We start from the raw sequence: 15,144 nt of genomic DNA, 5'->3' as shown, positions 1-15,144 counted from the left end.
CCATCGGACGCTTTTCACGTTAAGAGGTGTCCTCGCTATCCCCATCCTGCGGCCTGCGGATGGCCGCGGTATCCTGGAACCCTGTGTTCGATGACCATTGCCCGAACCCCTTCACTTGCCCATTGGGGCGCGTTTAACGCGCTGGTGGAGAACGGCCGGGTGATCGGATGCGAGCCGTTCGTGCAAGACGCGCTGCCGTCACCAATGCTCGCCGCCATGCCGGAGATGGTTCATTCACCCCTGCGGATTGCCCGGCCGGCGATCCGCGAAGGCTGGCGCGAAGGACGGCCGCGCAGCGGCGCCGATCGCTTTCGGGAAGTGAGCTGGGACGAGGCGCTCGATCTGGTCGCCGGCGAACTGACGCGGGTGCGCGGCGCCTACGGCGACACCGCTATTTTCGGCGGCTCCTACGGCTGGTCGTCGGCGGGACGACTGCATCACGCGCGCACATTGGTACGTCGCTTCCTGTTTCTCGGCGGCGGCTGCGTCGATCAGATCGGAAACTACAGTTGGGGCGCGGCGCAGTTTCTGCTGCCACATGTGATCGGCACCTACCAGCCGGTGACAGGCCGCGTGACCGACTGGAGCTCGATGGTCAAGCACACCCGGCTGGTGATCGCATTCGGCGGATTGCGCCTCGAGAACAGCCAGGTGACGTCGGGAGGCACCGGCTCGCACGTGCTGGAATCATGGCTCGGCCGGGCCAAAGCTTCCGGCATCGAATTCGTGGTGATCAGCCCCAACCGCTCGGATGCACCCGGGTTTCTCAACGCCGAGTGGCTGGCGATTCGTCCGAACACCGACACCGCGCTGATGCTGGCGCTCGCCCATACGTTGCTGGTCGAACAGCGGCACGACGTCGCATTTCTGGATCGCTATTGCACCGGCTTCGAGACGCTGCGCCGCTATCTGCTGGGCGAGGATGATGCCACGCCCAAGGATGCGGACTGGGCCTCGGCAATCTGCGGCATCGATGCGAACGGCATTCGCAATCTCGCGCGGCGCGCAGCTGACACCCGCAGCCTGATCACCTGCACATGGTCGTTGCAGCGCGCCCATCATGGCGAACAGCCTTACTGGGCCGCGATCGCGCTCGCCGCGATGCTCGGCGGCATCGGCTTGCCGGGTGGCGGTTTCGCCTTCGGCCACGGCTCGCTCAGCGGCGTCGGCGTGCCGCGCGCGGACTTGCCGGGCCCGGAAGTCTCGATGCCGCCGAATCCGGCCCGCAGCGCCATTCCTGTCGCGCGCATCGCCGACATGCTGCTCGCGCCCAATGGCGCTTACGAGTTCAACGGCCGTCGCGAGATCTATCCCGACATCCGTCTGGTCTATTGGGCCGGCGGCAATCCCTTCCATCATCATCAGGATCTCAACCGCCTGCGCAAGGCCTGGCAGAAGCCGGACACCATCATCGTCCACGACAGCTGGTGGACGCCGACCGCGCGTCATGCCGATATCGTGCTGCCGGCGACGACCTCGCTGGAGCGCAACGACGTCGGCGGCTCCTCACGCGACCCTTACGTGTTCGCGATGCACCGCGCCATCGCGCCGCTCGGCGACGCGAGACACGATTTCGAGATTTTCCGCGACCTCGCTGGCCGCCTCGGCTACGAGGATGCCTTCACCGAGGGCCGCGACGAGATGGCCTGGTGCCGCTGGATCTATGAACGCGTGCGGACCGGCTCCGCCAAAAAGAACATCGCGCTGCCGGACTTCGACACCTTCTGGGCCGACGGCTTTGTCGAGTTGCCGCCGCCCGACGAAGATTTCGTGCTGTTCGACGATTTCCGCCGCGATCCGCAGCTTCATCCGCTCAAGACGCCGTCCGGAAAGATCGAGATCGCGTCGCAGACTATCGCCGGCTTCGGCTACGCGGACTGCCCGCCGCATCCGGCGTGGCTGCCGCCGGCGGAATGGCTCGGCAGCAGCACGGCCGAGCGTTGGCCGCTGCATCTGATCACCCATCAACCGGCTGGCCGGCTGCACAGCCAACTGGACCCGGCATCGGTCTCGCGCGGCTACAAGCTGCACGGACGCGAGCGGATTCGCCTGCATCCGCAGGACGCCGACCCGCGCGGCATCAAAACCGGCGACGTGGTCCGCGTATTCAACGATCGCGGGGCGTGCCTCGCGGCGGCGCAGGTCGACACCGCCATGCTGCCGCGGGTGGCGATCATGGCCACCGGCGCCTGGTTCGATCCGGCGCTGGCGGCCGGAGAGCCCGAGCGGCACGGCAACCCTAACGTTCTCACCCTGGATATCGGCACGTCCCGGCTGACCCAGGGCCCAAGCGCGCTCAGCGCACTGATCGAGATCGAGCGCTGGGATGCCCTGCCGCCGCCAGTGGAGGCGTGGTCCCCGCCGCGGCTCGCCACGATCGCAACTGACAATCGCAACTGACAACCGCTAGACTGCGGGAAATTGAAAAGGAGACATGAAATGTCGAACAAGAAGCTGACCGGTTCATTCGTTGCCCTGATCACCCCGTTCAACAAGGACGGGTCGGTGGACTTCGCAGCGTTTCGGACCCTGCTCAAATTCCACGAGGACAACGGCACCAGCGCAATCCTGATCATGGGCTCGACCGGCGAAAGCTCGATGCTCTCCCCGGAGGAGAAGAAGCAGATCATCGTCGAGACCGCGAAAATGAAGACCAGCCGCATGCCGATCTTCTTTGGCTGCACCGGCAGCAATACCGAGACGACGATCGCCAATGTCAGGTTCGCCAAGGACAACGGCGCCGACGGCGCCATCCTTGCGGCTCCCGCCTATATCTGCGCCCCCGAGGCCGACATCGAGGGCTTCTTCCTCGATGTTGCCGATGCCACCGACCTGCCGCTCGGCATCTACAACAATCCGCCGCGGGTGAAGAGCGATCTGCACTGGGATCATCTGCTGCGCATCTTCAAGCACCCGAACTACGTCGTGCACAAGGAATCCACCGGACGCGTCGGCCAGGTCGCGCAGGTGCTGGCCGGCAAGCCCAATGTCGCCGTGATGTGCTGCGACAGCCCCAATCTGGGCCTGGTGGTGCCGACCATGAGCCTCGGCGGACACGGCACCGCCAACATGACCGGCAATATCGCGCCAGCCGAACTCGCCACCATCTCGACGCCTTGGACCAGCTATCGCGAGGCCGAAGGCTTCAAGAATGCCTATCTCTCGCTGTTGCCGCTGCTGCACTACACGTATTCGGCGATCAATCCGGTGGCGGTGAAATCGCTGATGAAGGCGCTGGGCATGCCGGCGGGCGATCTGCGCAAGCCGCTGACCAATCTCGAAGGCGAGGCACTGGCCAAGGGCATTCGCATCGTTCAGGAGCTCGGCCTCGACAAGCGCTACGGCTACAACATCAAGCCGCTTTCGGCCGTCGCAGCCTGAACCAGGGATCGACGCAACCATGGATCTCGGTATCCGCGGCCGCAAGGCTCTGTTGAGCGGCGCCAGCCGCGGAATGGGCAAGGCGTGCGCCATGGCGCTCGCCGAGGATGGAGTTGACCTCTTCATCGTGGCCCGCACCCGCGACGTTCTGGAAAACACCTGCGCGGAGATCCGCGCCGCGACCGGCGTCACGGTGACGCCGGTGGTGGGCGACATCACCACGGCGCAGGGACGCGCCGATGCGCTGGCGGCCTGTCCCGCGCCCGACATCCTGCTCAACAATGCCGACGGCCCGCAGCCGGGCGATTTCCGGAGCTGGACGCGTAATGATTGGATCGCCGCGTTCGACGCGATGATGCTGTCCCCGATCGAGATGATGCGCCTGACGGTCGACGGCATGATGGAGCGCGGCTTCGGTCGCATCGTCAATATCGTGTCGCGCAGCGTCAAGATTCCGCAGATCGAACTCGGCCTGTCGAACGGCGCGCGTTCGGGCCTGGTGGGTTTCGTCGCCGGGCTGTCGCGTCAGACCGTTGCGCGCAACGTCACCATCAACAACCTGCTGCCCGGCATCTTCGACAGCGATGCGCAGGTCCGGCACATCGAAGGCATGCTGGAGCCGGGCGGCAAATCATTCGATCAGATCTGGCACGAGCGCGCGGCCGCCAACCCGGCCAAGCGCTACGGTCGGCCGGCTGAGCTCGGCGCTTATTGTGCATTCCTGTGTTCCGCACACGCCGGCTTCGTCACCGGCCAAAATATATTGATCGACGGGGGAAGCTACCCAGGAACCTTCTAATCGCAAACGCTGAGAGGATCCTTCGTGAGACATCTTAAATTCATTGCCGCACTGGGCATCGCCCTGTTCGGGTTTACCCCGGAATCCGTGATCGCCGACACCTATCCAGCTCGGACCGTCACCATCGTCGTGCCGTATCCCGCCGGCGGTTCGGTCGACGGCGTCGCTCGCATTATCGCGCAGAAGCTGAACGAGACGCTCGGGCAAAGCTTTATCGTCGAAAACCGGGCCGGCGGCGCCGGCGGCATTGTCGGCGCGAACTACGTCGCCAAGGCGGCGCCCGACGGCTACACCTTGATGCTGACGGCCTCGATCCATGTGGTGACGCCGTTCCTGCGCAAGACCGTCCCCTACGATGTGGTCACGGATTTCACGCCGATCACGCTGGTGGCGTCCGGACCGCTGGTCGTCAGCACGACACCGGGCGTGCCGGCCAAGACGCTGAAGGAATTCTTCGATCTCGTGCGCAAAGACCCGAACAAATACACCTTCGCGACCTCGAGCTTCGGATCGGCCGGCCACCTCGCGCTCGAACTGCTCAAGCGCGATGCCGGCGTCGAAACGCTGGTGATCGCCTACAAGGGCGCGAGCCCGGCCTTGACCGACTTGATGAGCGGCCAGGTGCAGTTGATCGCCGATCCGATGCTGTCCTCGCTGCCACTGGCGAAAGCCGGAAGCATCAAGGCCCTGGCCATCACCAGCACCAAGCGCGTCGCGATCGCACCCGAAATTCCCACCATCGCCGAATCCGGCATGAAGGGCTTCGATTTCGCCTCGTGGTACGGCTTGTGGGCGCCGAAAGGTCTTCCCGCCGATCTGGTGACGAGGATTCAAGGCGACGTGGCGAAAATCGTCGAGAGCCCGGACGTCAAGGAACGGCTCGGGGTGCTTGGCTTCGAACCGATCGGCTCCACGCCGGACTATTTCACCAAATACATCAAGGACGAGATGGCGAAGTACGAGCAGATCGTCAAGGACGCCAACATCAAAGCCGAATGACGGCAACGAGAGCCTGATCGCGTCATGCGGATCGAGCTCTCGATGTCGGTCTCGAAGTATTCCGGACGACGCCATGAAAGTTATCGTTCTCGGCGCCGGCGTGATCGGCACCGCCTGCGCCTACTATCTGTCCAAAGCCGGCCACGAAGTGACGGTGGTCGACCGGCGATCGGGGCCGGCGCTGGAAACCAGCTTCGGCAATGCCGGCGGGGTCTGTCCCGGGTTCGCCGGTCCATGGGCCGCGCCGGGCATGCCGCTCAAGGTCGTGCGCTGGCTGTTCGCGCAGCATGCACCGCTGATGCTGCGTCCCCGGCTCGACCTTCGGCAATGGCGGTGGCTGGCCGCCTTTGTCGCCAACTGCACCAGCGAACGTTTCGCGGTCAACAAGGCGCGGATGCAGGGCATCGCGCATTACAGCAAGGCCTGCCTGGTGCAACTGCGCGAGGAGACCGGGATCGCCTATGATCACGGCAGCGGCGGCGTGCTGCAGGTGTTCCAGACCGAGGACGAACTCGCGGCGGCTTTGCGCGCCACCAAAGTCCTGCAGTCCTTCAATGTCGCGCATCGCATTGTCGATGCCGCGGATGCCGTCGCGATCGAACCGGCCCTGGCCAAAACATCGGTGGCGCTGGCCGGCGGGCTGCACCTGCCCGACGACGAGACCGGCGACTGCTATCTCTTCACCACGCGGCTGGCGGAGCTGCTGCGCAGTCGCGGCGTCACGTTCCAGACCGACACCGTGATCCGCGCGATCATGACCGAAGGCGACACGGTCACCGGCGTCGCCACCGATCGGGGCGTGCTGCAGGCGGAGCGTTATGTGGTGGCGCTGGGGAGCGAGGCGCCGATGCTGCTGCGTCCGCTCGGCATCGACATTCCAGTCTATCCGGTCAAGGGTTACGCCATCACGGTCGACGTGGCAGACGGTGAAAGTGCGCCCCGCTCCTCGGTGATGGACGAGCACAGCAAGGTCATGGTGACCCGCCTCGGCAATCGCGTTCGCGCCGCCGGCGTCGCCGAAATCTCCGGCTACGATCGCGCTGTCGACAAACACAAGGCAGCGAGCGTGATGCATGCCGCCCGCGCCCTGTTTCCGGATGCCGGCGACTATGGGCAGGCGGCGTACTGGGCCGGCCTGCGCCCGATGACCCCGGACGGACCGCCTTATCTCGGCGCAACGCCGGTCCGCAACCTGCTGCTGAATCTCGGCCAGGGATCGAACGGCTGGACGCAGGCCTGCGGCTGCGGCCGGATCGTCGCTGACATCGTCAGCGGGCGCGCACCGGATATCGATCTCAACGGACTGATGCTGGCGGGGCGATAACCGAGCCTGGGCTGGTGGAAAGGCCCGTCATCGGCGGAAGTCCACCCGGCCCAGCGAAAAGTAACCGTCTATTCGCTGATCGCTCACCACCAGGCCGACCCAGGGCACCGTGATTTCCGGGTTGTTCAGGTTGATATACTTGCCCACCAGCCGCTGTGGACCTTCGCGCCGCGCGTCGATGAGTCCCCGGCGCTTGCCGGAATCCCAATCGAACAGCAGGTACACGCTGTCTCCCGCGATTTTTGCTTCGCCCCGGCCCTGTTTCCATTTGTCGGGGGTATCGCCCGGTATGGTGGGGTCCGCTGCACCGTTCCAGCGGCTCGACCACTCGCCTTCGATCGCGCCGCGCTGGTAACTCGCTTCTCCAACGCTCCATGGCTTTGCATTCTCATCGGCGGCGGATTCTTCCGGCACCGTGTTGCGGGCGAACTGCGTCACGTCATCGTCGTTGGGGGTTGGAACATCCATGACGCCGAATGGATTTCGGGTTGCCGGATCGTTTTCGGATGTGACGTTTCGCTTTGCGCTTTCGGAATTCATTGATGTCTCCAACTGCAATGGCCTGCTTCGCTTCGAACGGCATGGCCGGCTTCGTGAGCGTTGCGATCGCAGAATGGAGACGTGGCGGCCACCCGATTTCCGGGAGAACCTTGCGGGTTATGTCGAAGCTCTCCGGCGCTCGATGATTCCGCGCCGTTCGCCGGGCTTACGCAACGTCGGCTTGCGCGCTCGGCGTCTCTTCAGTGAGCAAGGCATCGAGATCGACGAGCTGCGGATCGTCAGCCTCGGGTTCGCCTAACCCTGCGCTGCCGTGAAGATGCATCAGGGTCTGCACACGGCGGGCGTTGAGATGGTCGACGTGCTGATGCTGCAGCGCTATCGGCAGCAGCGCCTTGGGCAGTCCGACCAGCGCAAAGGCCGGAACTCGGCGTATCTCGCCGTCCTCGCGCCAAAGCAGGGGATGGAGGGTGTATATCAACTGCCGATCAATCTCGGGCGATAGCAGTTGCTCCGACTCTGACAGCGTGGGGTCGGCCAGGTTGGCGTTGCCCGCACGGGTGCGCACGGCCGCGGATCGCAGCTCCCAGCATATCAAGTCCGCGGCTGCGAGAACCTCGCGGCGCACGGCATCCACGTTGTTCGAAAACCTGGTTGCGTCCGCTATCGACAGCGCAGCTTTGGTGACAGCCTCGACCAGCGCCGTGGCACTTGCGTCAAATCCCGGCGCAGCGCGCTCGACGGCCGTAGCCATCGCTTCGATCTGGTCCGCCATCGTGTCGCGGTCGCGCTGTGCCTTGGCATCGGCCAGTGCGCGCTCGGCTGATGCGACCTGCTCGTCGTGTTCCACCAACGCGGCGCGCCACGTCTTGGTGCGCTCTTCGACAGCACGCATGTCGGCCTCTGCCCGATCGAGCCGGGCAGCGGCAGCTCCTGCCACCGCCAGCCGTTCGGCTGCGGCGCGTTTCTCTCCGAGTTCCGTTTCGGCAACGCTTAAGCGGTCGGCCAGCTTCTGCCGGACCGCCAATTTCTCCTTCAGCGCGTTCTCGAAGCGCTCGATCGGGTCGAGTTCCCGCTTAAAAAATTCGCGCTTAAAAAATGCCATGGCAATACCCCCGCGCGTCACGATCATCCGCCGAATCAGCAGGCAGATTCGTTATTTGCGAAGACTAGCCCGAAAATGGGAGAGATTGCGGCTTGATGACGGCCGATAAACAAGATGGTGGCCGGGAAGGGGGTGGCCATCACCTCCGGTGCGCATTTGCCAAGCTAATGCGGCGTGTCGGGGTTCCAGCCGAGCAGGGCTAGCATCACGAAGAATCCGACGACGTAGGCCACCGCCACGGGCCAGCCCTGGCTGACCCAGCGGCCGACCGACTTGGCTTCCGGATACATGTTCGACAGAGCGACGTCGGCGGATGAGCCGCGCCTTCATCCGCGATTCCGGCCAGCCGCCGCAATCGCTGCGCCGCGCGGCGCGAGCGGGGTAGGCTTGGAACATGTTCCCGGAAAGCGGGAGCCCTCTGTGGCGCATGGCAAATATTGCCAACCGCGAAGTGAGGTCAAATCGTATCGCTCGAGACACCGTTCGGCCTGCCGACGAGCTGATAAACATCCAGGCTATCGTGCTTGCCCTTGACGAGATGCGATCCACGGCTGACGAGATGGAAGCCGTCGGGCAAAGCTTCAAAAACCTTCCGGCTGACCAGGGTGATCGACTCGGCGTCAGGATCAATCGACTTGCCAAGGCTCTCCAGCCGTTGGGTCGCGTTCACGGCGTCGCCGACGATCGTGTAATTGATCCGGTTGGGTGCGCCGATGTCGCCGACCACTACCGTTCCCATATGGATGCCGATCCGAATGCGAACCGGCTCGAGTCCCGCAGCGGTCCGTCGCTGATTTTCCGCGGCTATCTCAAGCTGTATGGCAACGGCTGCCCGGCAAGCCGACGCCGCCGGGTTCTCTACCCGCCCCGGAGCACCCCAGAAGGCCATGACGGCATCCCCGATAAATTTGTCGATGGTGCCGCCTTCCTGTTCGACGCAGGCGGCGACGAGAGCGAGGTGGTGATTGATGTATTCGGCGACCTCGCGGGCGCTCAGCTTCTCGCATGCCGAGGTGAAACCGACGATGTCGGTAAACATGATGGCGAGGGTGCGTTCCTCGGTACCCGCGCCGACCCGGCCTTCCTTGACGAGCCGCGTTACCAGCGTGCGTGGAACGTAGCGGCCGAAGGCGCGCAGGCCGTCCAGCATCGCGTTGAAGGAATGCGCGAGGTCGTTTATCTCGCGAAAGCGGCTGTGCTCCAAGGGAGCGACCTTGTCGAAGTCCAGGGTACCTATGGCGGCGGCGCCTCTCGCTGCCCGGCGGATCGGGCCTGAGATTGTCCTGGCCATCAGTGCGGCCGCAACCAGGGATGCCCCGAGCATGACAAGCGCAATGATCGATGCCCAGTAGAACAGCCGAAGCGGCGCGTCGACGGCCCGCGCCAGAAAGTAGGCGCCTATCGTGATCGGCAGATCGCCGTAGCCGGTGATGTCCCGCGTAAAGAGGAAATAGGATTCCCCATCGACCGCCTGCTGACGGGCCACCGCTCCGGGCGGCGGCGTTATGCCGGCCTTGTCGAGCGGTTGCGCGCTCGAATAATTTTCGATGACCCGATCCCCAAACGTTCGGAGCAGGTGCAGTGGAGCGTCTTCCGACGCATGCCGGATTCCATCAAGCATCGCCTGATGCGCAAGAACGCGGTCTTGCCCGTACAGCATGAATGCGAGGGATCGCGGCGGCTCGCTCAGTTCCTTTACAAGGATCGAAAGGGCCTGCGTTGAGACTGCCAGGGCTACGAACCCCAAGTAGAGATCTCCTTTTCGAATAGGCATGCGATAGTTCAGAGAAGTCGTCTGTGTCTTCTCGCGATAAACCGGCGGTCCCCAATAGGGGTCTTGGTGGAGCCGGATCTCGTCGGCAATCTCAGCAAGCTGGCGATCTCCTGTGATGTCCGGATGGTCCAGTTGAAGAGTCGTGTTGGGCACACCGCGCACGACGCGTAATGCCTTCCCGCTCGGATCGGCGAGGATCAGTCCCCCGATCTGGGGCGCCGCGGCCATGGTGCCGCTGATAAAATCGTCCAGCGCAGGGTCGAAGAGTTTATAGCGACCGTCGCGGATTGCATCCGCAATGAAAGTGGCCTGATCGACGGCCGCATCAAGGTGCCGTCGCAGCGCCATCTCCTGTATGGAAAGTCCTCGCGTGATGAGGCGGGTGGCGAACTCCTGCACGATGGCGCGGCCGGTGACCCAGTTCACCGCCACAATCAAGCCGGCCGACAGCAACACCAGCAGTCCTATGCTCAGCATCAGCGTCGGCATCAGCGCCAGGTTGCCGGGTTTCGGGTCCCCGGAAGCGATGCGTTTGGGTGTGGGGGCTGTCATCGACTTCACAGCATTTGATCGCTGTCCTCTCGCGCGTGCGCGCCATCACAAACATTCGACGGATCGTACCATCCCGGTCACGGCATGCGCGGCAACCGATATCCACAACGCTGCATGAACGGCATCGGCATCATTGTTGCTTGGGTGCTGGCAGTTGGTTTGACGCAGATCAATGGCCGGTTTGAACCGGTAATCGCCGTCGAAGCGCGCGCCGATTGGCGCGTTCCTTCAATTGCGTTTCCAAAGGTTAGCCAAGCCGAGAACGTTTAGCGCGGCGCGTCGGGATGCCAGCCGAGCACAGCGAGCATCACGAAAAATCCGACGACGTAGGCGACCGCGACGGGCCAGCCCTGACTGACCCAGCGTCCGACCGATTTCGCTTCCGGATACATGTTCGACAGCGCGACGCCAGCTGAAGAGCCGAACCAGATCATGGAACCGCCGAAGCCGACGGCATAGGCAAGATAGCCCCAATCGTAGCCGCCTTGTTTCAGCGCAAGTGCGGTGAGAGGAATGTTGTCGAACACGGCGGAGACGAATCCGAGGCCGAGCGCGGTCGGCCATGACGCCGCCGGCAGCTTCTCGACCGGCATCAACGATGCCGCCGTTACCAGTGCGAGCAGGAAGATCGTACCCTTGAAGGTTTCGGGCATCACCTTCCAGTCCGGTGCGCGCAATCCGGCCGTCAGCAGAACGACCGCCCAGACGGCGATGCCGAGGACGGGCAGGGCATCGAGCAGGGCCGGGAACCTGACGTTGGCGGTGATGTTCGCGGCCAGTGCGGCAATCAGAATGGCGGCGACGATGAAGACCCGCGCCGGGTCGATCGTCAGACCTTTCGATGCGTCCTTCTGGATCGGCGAGTAGCGCTGTTGCTGAATCGAGGCGGGCACGGCGAAGATCAGCATGGCGACGATGGCCGCGACATAGGCCTCCACCACCGCGAGCGGACTGACGCCCGCGATCCACATCATGGTGGTGGTGGTGTCGCCGACGACGCTGCCGGAACCGCCGGCGTTCGAGGCCGCGACGATGGCGGCGAGATAGCCGATGTGAACCTTGCCCTGGAATACGTGCCGCGCAACGGTGCCGCCGATCAGGGCGGCCGCGATATTGTCGAGGAAGCTCGACAGCACGAACACCAGGACGAGCAGCACGACGCCGCCCTTCCAGTCGTCCGGCAACAGCGCCGGCATTTTGTCCGGTACGCGGCTTTCCTCGAAATGCCGCGACAGCAGCGCAAACCCCATCAAGAGCAGGAACAGATTGGCGAGCCCGACCCACTCATGCGCCATGTGGTGGCCGAGGCCGGCCAGGCCCGTGCCGTGCTTGAAGCCGGTGAAAATCAGTTTGTAGACGACGATCGCGGCAAGGCCGGCGAGAGCGACCTGAAGCGTCCTGTGATGGAACAGCGCGACCCCGAGCAACGTCAGCGCGAACAGCATGAAGTCGACGGGTATTCCGAACACAAGTATCGGCTCCATCGCTTGGCCTCGGTACGCGCGCTGAACTGGTACTGTAGCGTTATTTCAGCGCCCTCAGCCATGCGGCGATTTCGCTGACCGCGACGTTGGCCTGCTGCAGCAGCTTGCCCATGGTGAAGAAGCCGTGGAATTGGCCGGGGAAGTGCCGATAGGTCATGGGCACGCCGGCTTCCTTGAGCCGCGCGGCATATTCGTCGCCCTCGTCGCGCAAGGGATCGGCGCCCGCGGTCAGCACATAGGCCGGCGGCAAGCCGGCCAGCGTTTTCGCGCGTGCGGGCGAGGCCTTCCAATGGTCGATGTCGGCCGCGCCGTTGAGATAGTGGTTGCAGAACCATTTGATCACGGAGTGCGTCAGCAAGATGCTGGTCTCGGGCTCGCTGTGCGAAGGATGCTTCATCGCAAAATCGGTGGCGGGATAGATCAGCACCTGGCCGGCGAGTTTTGGGCCGTCGCCGTCGCGCGCGGCCAGCGCCACCACGGCGGCGAGATTGCCGCCGGCGCTGTCGCCACCGACCAGCAGGTGCCCGGCGTCGATGCCGAGCTGTGTGGCGTTGGCGGCAATCCATTTGGTTGCGGTGATCGCGTCGTCGGCGGCGGCGGGGAATTTGTGCTCGGGCGCGAGGCGGTAATCGACCGAGATGACGATCAGCTCGCCTTCATGGGCAAGCTTCTGGCAGACCACTTCATGGGTATCGAGATCGCCGATTACCCAGCCGCCGCCGTGAAAGAACACCAGGCACGGCGCAAGGCCGTTGTTCTTTCGCAGCGTCGTCGGGGTGTAGATGCGCGCCGGGATCGCGCCGTGCGGCGCAGGGATCGACAGCGGCTTGTTCGATTCGAGCGCGGGCGGCTCGGGGTTCATGACGTCGCGGGCGTTCCGGTAATACTCGCGCGCCTCCGGTGCGGTCAGCGTTTCGTAGGCGGGACGGCCAGCTTCCTGAAAAGCCTTGTAGATGGCAGCGGCATCGGGATCGAGCGTAACTGGCATGGCGGCGAAGACCTCGTGCGTTGATTGAAAGCTCAGGCGGCGGTTCGGCCGCCGTCGACGGTATAGGCGGAGCCGGAGACGTAGCTCGCCTCGTCGGAGGCCAGGAACGCCACGATGGAGGCGGTTCCGATGACGCCTGCCGCGCCGGTTACGACGGCAACCCGGCCATCGAGGCGAATTCGATCGGGCATGTCTGGGTTTCCTCTCACTCCTCCGGTTATCCCGGATTTTGGTGGTTTTCGCGCCAAGAGCGGGCACCTCGCCCGAACGGAAGCGACTATTTCATCTGAAACGGGGCATGACTAGATCACGGCACACGATCCGAAACCCGGTTTCCGCCTTTCCGAGCCATGATCGAGTGCGGCGGGAAGGGGGCAAGCCGCCCTTTCCGCGCCGTATTCGCCGTGTTAACCGGGAGGGACGCGAGCGGCGGACAAGTCTGTATGATGTCGCGAGCCCGATTCGCCTGTAAAAGCCGCGAGATGCTTCGAACCATTGCCCTGACCGGTCTTGCGGCCCTGATCGCCGCCAATATGACGTCGCTTGTGCCGCCGGCGCAGGCGCAGATCGGCAATATTTTTTCCGATCCGCCGCTGCGGCCGCCGGGTGCCATTCCCCGCGGTAACCAGCCGCAGCAACCATTCCCCGACGATGACGAGGAAGTGCCGGAACTGCCGCGCGGCCGGCTGTTGCCGACCCCGAACCGTCCGCCGCCGGGGCAGGGCGCGCCGCCGCCGGGAAGCTTCCAGTCGCAGCCGCTGGCGCCGCCGCCGGGAACGACCGTAGCTCCCCAGGGCACGCAGCCGGGTGTCGCGGCTCAGCCGCCGCAGCCGGGCCAGCCGGGCGTTGCCAACGTGCCGCCGGGCCAGCGCCAGCCGCCAGCCAAGGGCGTGCCGCAATCGCCGGCGACGCTGCAGCCCGGTGACGAGGTCGTGTCCGAGCCGCCGGCCACCAAGATCACTAACAAGAAGGCGAGCTTCTCCGGCCTCGACAAGATCACCGGCCGCATCATCAATTTCGACGAGGATATCGGCGAGACCGTGCAGTTCGGCGCGCTGCGCGTGAAGACCAGCGCCTGCTACACCCGGCCGTCGACGGAAGCTGCCAACACCGATGCCTTTGTCGAGGTCGACGAGATCACGCTGCAGGGCGAGGTGAAGCGGATCTTCTCGGGCTGGATGTACGCGGCAAGCCCCGGCCTGCATGGCGTCGAGCACCCAGTCTACGATATCTGGCTGACCGACTGCAAAGGCCCCGACCAGACCATCGTCAGCGCACAGCCCGATCCGCCGAAGCCGACCGCGCCGCCGCCGGGCGCAAAGCGTCCGCCGCAGCCGAAGCAGGCGGCTCCGCGCCCGCCGGGACAGCCGCCGCAGCCGCAATTCCAGCCGCAGCAGCCGCAACAGGCCCCGCCGCCGCCTCCGCCGCAGCAGCGGCCGGGTGGACTGTTTGGCGGATTGTTCGGGAATTAGACGCAATCGAGAGCGTAGCCCGGATGAGCGAAGCCATATCCGGGGCTTTCCTCGCCGCGCGATTCCCGGATGTCGTTCCGCTCATCCGGGCTACGGGCTCCGTGCAATATTCGCGAGAGCGTCGGCACCGCTGATGCTGGGCGGTAATCGCATGAAATCTGCAGGCTCCCCCGCGATCGCCTTGTCGAGCAACGCGCGATAGCGGCGCCTCGAAATTTCGACCGCGCCGAAGCTGCGCAGATGCTCGGTGACATATTGGGTGTCGAGCAGCTCGTATCCGCCCGCGATCAGCCGCGCCACCAGATGCACCAGCGCCACTTTCGAAGCGTCGCGGGTACGGTGAAACATGCTTTCGCCGAAGAAGGCGCGTCCCAGGCTGACGCCGTAGAGGCCGCCTGCGAGGTCGCCGTCCTGCCAGACCTCGACGCTGTGGCAGTGCCCGAGCTCGTAGAGTCCGACATAGAGATCGCGGATGCGCTTGTTGATCCAGGTGTCGTCGCGGCCCGGCTGTGGCGCCGCGCAGCCCGCGATGACCGCCTTGAAGGCGGTATCGACGGTCACGCTGAAGGTATCCGAGCGCACGGTGCGGGCCAGCCGCGAGGCGACACGGAAGCCTTGAAGCGGAATCAGGCCGCGCATTTCCGGCTCGACCCAGAACAGCGTCGGGTCACCGGCGCTCTCGGCCATCGGGAAGATGCCGCAGGCATAGGCCCGCAGCAGCACCTCGGGGGTGATTTCGGAAACGGCTGACTCGCGCGATGTCATGCG

The 15,144-nt window shown here is 64.6% G+C and carries 14 protein-coding genes and 1 pseudogene; 7 read left to right on the top strand and 8 right to left on the bottom strand.

Features of this window, described 5'->3' with window-relative positions; genetic code table 11:
- The first annotated feature begins 90 nt into the window (after nucleotides 1-90).
- From ACVWVY_RS30385 to ACVWVY_RS30365, 5 genes are read left to right on the top strand one after another with little or no spacing between them, the layout of a single operon-like run.
- Nucleotides 91-2,400 (top strand): molybdopterin guanine dinucleotide-containing S/N-oxide reductase, encoded by a 2,310-nt coding sequence (locus tag ACVWVY_RS30385; RefSeq protein ID WP_456629825.1) that lies wholly within the window; start codon nucleotides 91-93, stop codon nucleotides 2,398-2,400.
- 39 nt (nucleotides 2,401-2,439) lie between these two features.
- Nucleotides 2,440-3,381 carry a 4-hydroxy-tetrahydrodipicolinate synthase family protein gene (locus ACVWVY_RS30380; protein WP_456629824.1) on the top strand — a complete coding sequence of 314 codons (942 nt, stop codon included), beginning with the start codon at nucleotides 2,440-2,442 and terminating at the stop codon, nucleotides 3,379-3,381.
- Nucleotides 3,382-3,400: 19 nt separating this feature from the next.
- On the top strand, nucleotides 3,401-4,180 hold the full coding sequence (locus tag ACVWVY_RS30375; RefSeq protein WP_456629823.1) for an SDR family oxidoreductase: 780 nt from the start codon (nucleotides 3,401-3,403) through the stop codon (nucleotides 4,178-4,180).
- Nucleotides 4,181-4,204: 24 nt separating this feature from the next.
- A complete protein-coding gene (locus ACVWVY_RS30370; protein WP_456629822.1) occupies nucleotides 4,205-5,179 on the top strand; it encodes a Bug family tripartite tricarboxylate transporter substrate binding protein in 975 nt (324 codons plus the stop codon).
- On the top strand, nucleotides 5,070-6,503 hold the full coding sequence (locus tag ACVWVY_RS30365; protein WP_456629821.1) for a D-amino acid dehydrogenase: 1,434 nt from the start codon (nucleotides 5,070-5,072) through the stop codon (nucleotides 6,501-6,503). Before ACVWVY_RS30370 ends, ACVWVY_RS30365 begins: the two co-directional genes overlap by 110 nt.
- A gap of 27 nt (nucleotides 6,504-6,530) precedes the next feature.
- Here the strand turns inward: ACVWVY_RS30365 and ACVWVY_RS30360 are convergent, their stop codons facing one another.
- The 4 genes from ACVWVY_RS30360 to ACVWVY_RS30345 all read right to left on the bottom strand — a co-directional run bounded on the left by ACVWVY_RS30360 (nucleotide 6,531) and on the right by ACVWVY_RS30345 (nucleotide 10,432).
- Complete coding sequence (locus tag ACVWVY_RS30360; protein WP_456629820.1) at nucleotides 6,531-7,043, bottom strand: hypothetical protein; 513 nt, start codon at nucleotides 7,041-7,043, stop codon at nucleotides 6,531-6,533.
- Between the two features lie 166 nt (nucleotides 7,044-7,209).
- Entirely contained in the window at nucleotides 7,210-8,106 is an 897-nt protein-coding gene (locus ACVWVY_RS30355; protein ID WP_456629819.1) for a hypothetical protein, read from the bottom strand.
- A 164-nt stretch (nucleotides 8,107-8,270) separates the two neighbouring features.
- Nucleotides 8,271-8,396, bottom strand: a complete 126-nt coding sequence (locus ACVWVY_RS30350; protein ID WP_456629818.1) for a hypothetical protein — start codon at nucleotides 8,394-8,396, stop codon at nucleotides 8,271-8,273.
- A 167-nt stretch (nucleotides 8,397-8,563) separates the two neighbouring features.
- Nucleotides 8,564-10,432: an adenylate/guanylate cyclase domain-containing protein gene (locus ACVWVY_RS30345; RefSeq protein ID WP_456629817.1), complete on the bottom strand. Its 1,869-nt coding sequence runs from the start codon at nucleotides 10,430-10,432 to the stop codon at nucleotides 8,564-8,566.
- A 114-nt stretch (nucleotides 10,433-10,546) separates the two neighbouring features.
- Between ACVWVY_RS30345 and ACVWVY_RS30340 the strand changes: the two genes are divergently transcribed.
- On the top strand, nucleotides 10,547-10,702 hold the full coding sequence (locus ACVWVY_RS30340) for a hypothetical protein (RefSeq protein WP_456629816.1): 156 nt from the start codon (nucleotides 10,547-10,549) through the stop codon (nucleotides 10,700-10,702).
- Here ACVWVY_RS30340 and ACVWVY_RS30335 read toward each other — a convergent pair.
- The 3 genes and pseudogenes from ACVWVY_RS30335 to ACVWVY_RS30325 all read right to left on the bottom strand — a co-directional run.
- A complete protein-coding gene (locus ACVWVY_RS30335; protein ID WP_456629815.1) occupies nucleotides 10,699-11,916 on the bottom strand; it encodes a citrate transporter in 1,218 nt (405 codons plus the stop codon). The two genes, ACVWVY_RS30340 and ACVWVY_RS30335, sit on opposite strands and share 4 nt — an antisense overlap.
- 40 nt (nucleotides 11,917-11,956) lie before the next feature.
- The gene (locus ACVWVY_RS30330) at nucleotides 11,957-12,904 is read right to left on the bottom strand and encodes an alpha/beta hydrolase (RefSeq protein ID WP_456629814.1); all 948 of its coding nucleotides are present in this window, start codon (nucleotides 12,902-12,904) and stop codon (nucleotides 11,957-11,959) included.
- 32 nt (nucleotides 12,905-12,936) lie between these two features.
- Nucleotides 12,937-13,026, bottom strand: a pseudogene (locus tag ACVWVY_RS30325) (SDR family oxidoreductase); the annotation flags it as partial.
- A gap of 360 nt (nucleotides 13,027-13,386) precedes the next feature.
- Between ACVWVY_RS30325 and ACVWVY_RS30320 the strand changes: the two are divergent.
- The gene (locus ACVWVY_RS30320) at nucleotides 13,387-14,376 is read left to right on the top strand and encodes a DUF2155 domain-containing protein (RefSeq protein ID WP_456629813.1); all 990 of its coding nucleotides are present in this window, start codon (nucleotides 13,387-13,389) and stop codon (nucleotides 14,374-14,376) included.
- Between the two features lie 90 nt (nucleotides 14,377-14,466).
- Here the strand turns inward: ACVWVY_RS30320 and aat are convergent, their stop codons facing one another.
- Nucleotides 14,467-15,141, bottom strand: a complete 675-nt coding sequence (aat, locus tag ACVWVY_RS30315) for a leucyl/phenylalanyl-tRNA--protein transferase (RefSeq protein ID WP_456629812.1) — start codon at nucleotides 15,139-15,141, stop codon at nucleotides 14,467-14,469.
- Nucleotides 15,142-15,144 lie beyond the last annotated feature (3 nt).

It is taken from the genome of Bradyrhizobium sp. URHC0002, assembly GCF_054059515.1.
This window is presented reverse-complemented; position numbering and strand designations above follow the sequence as displayed.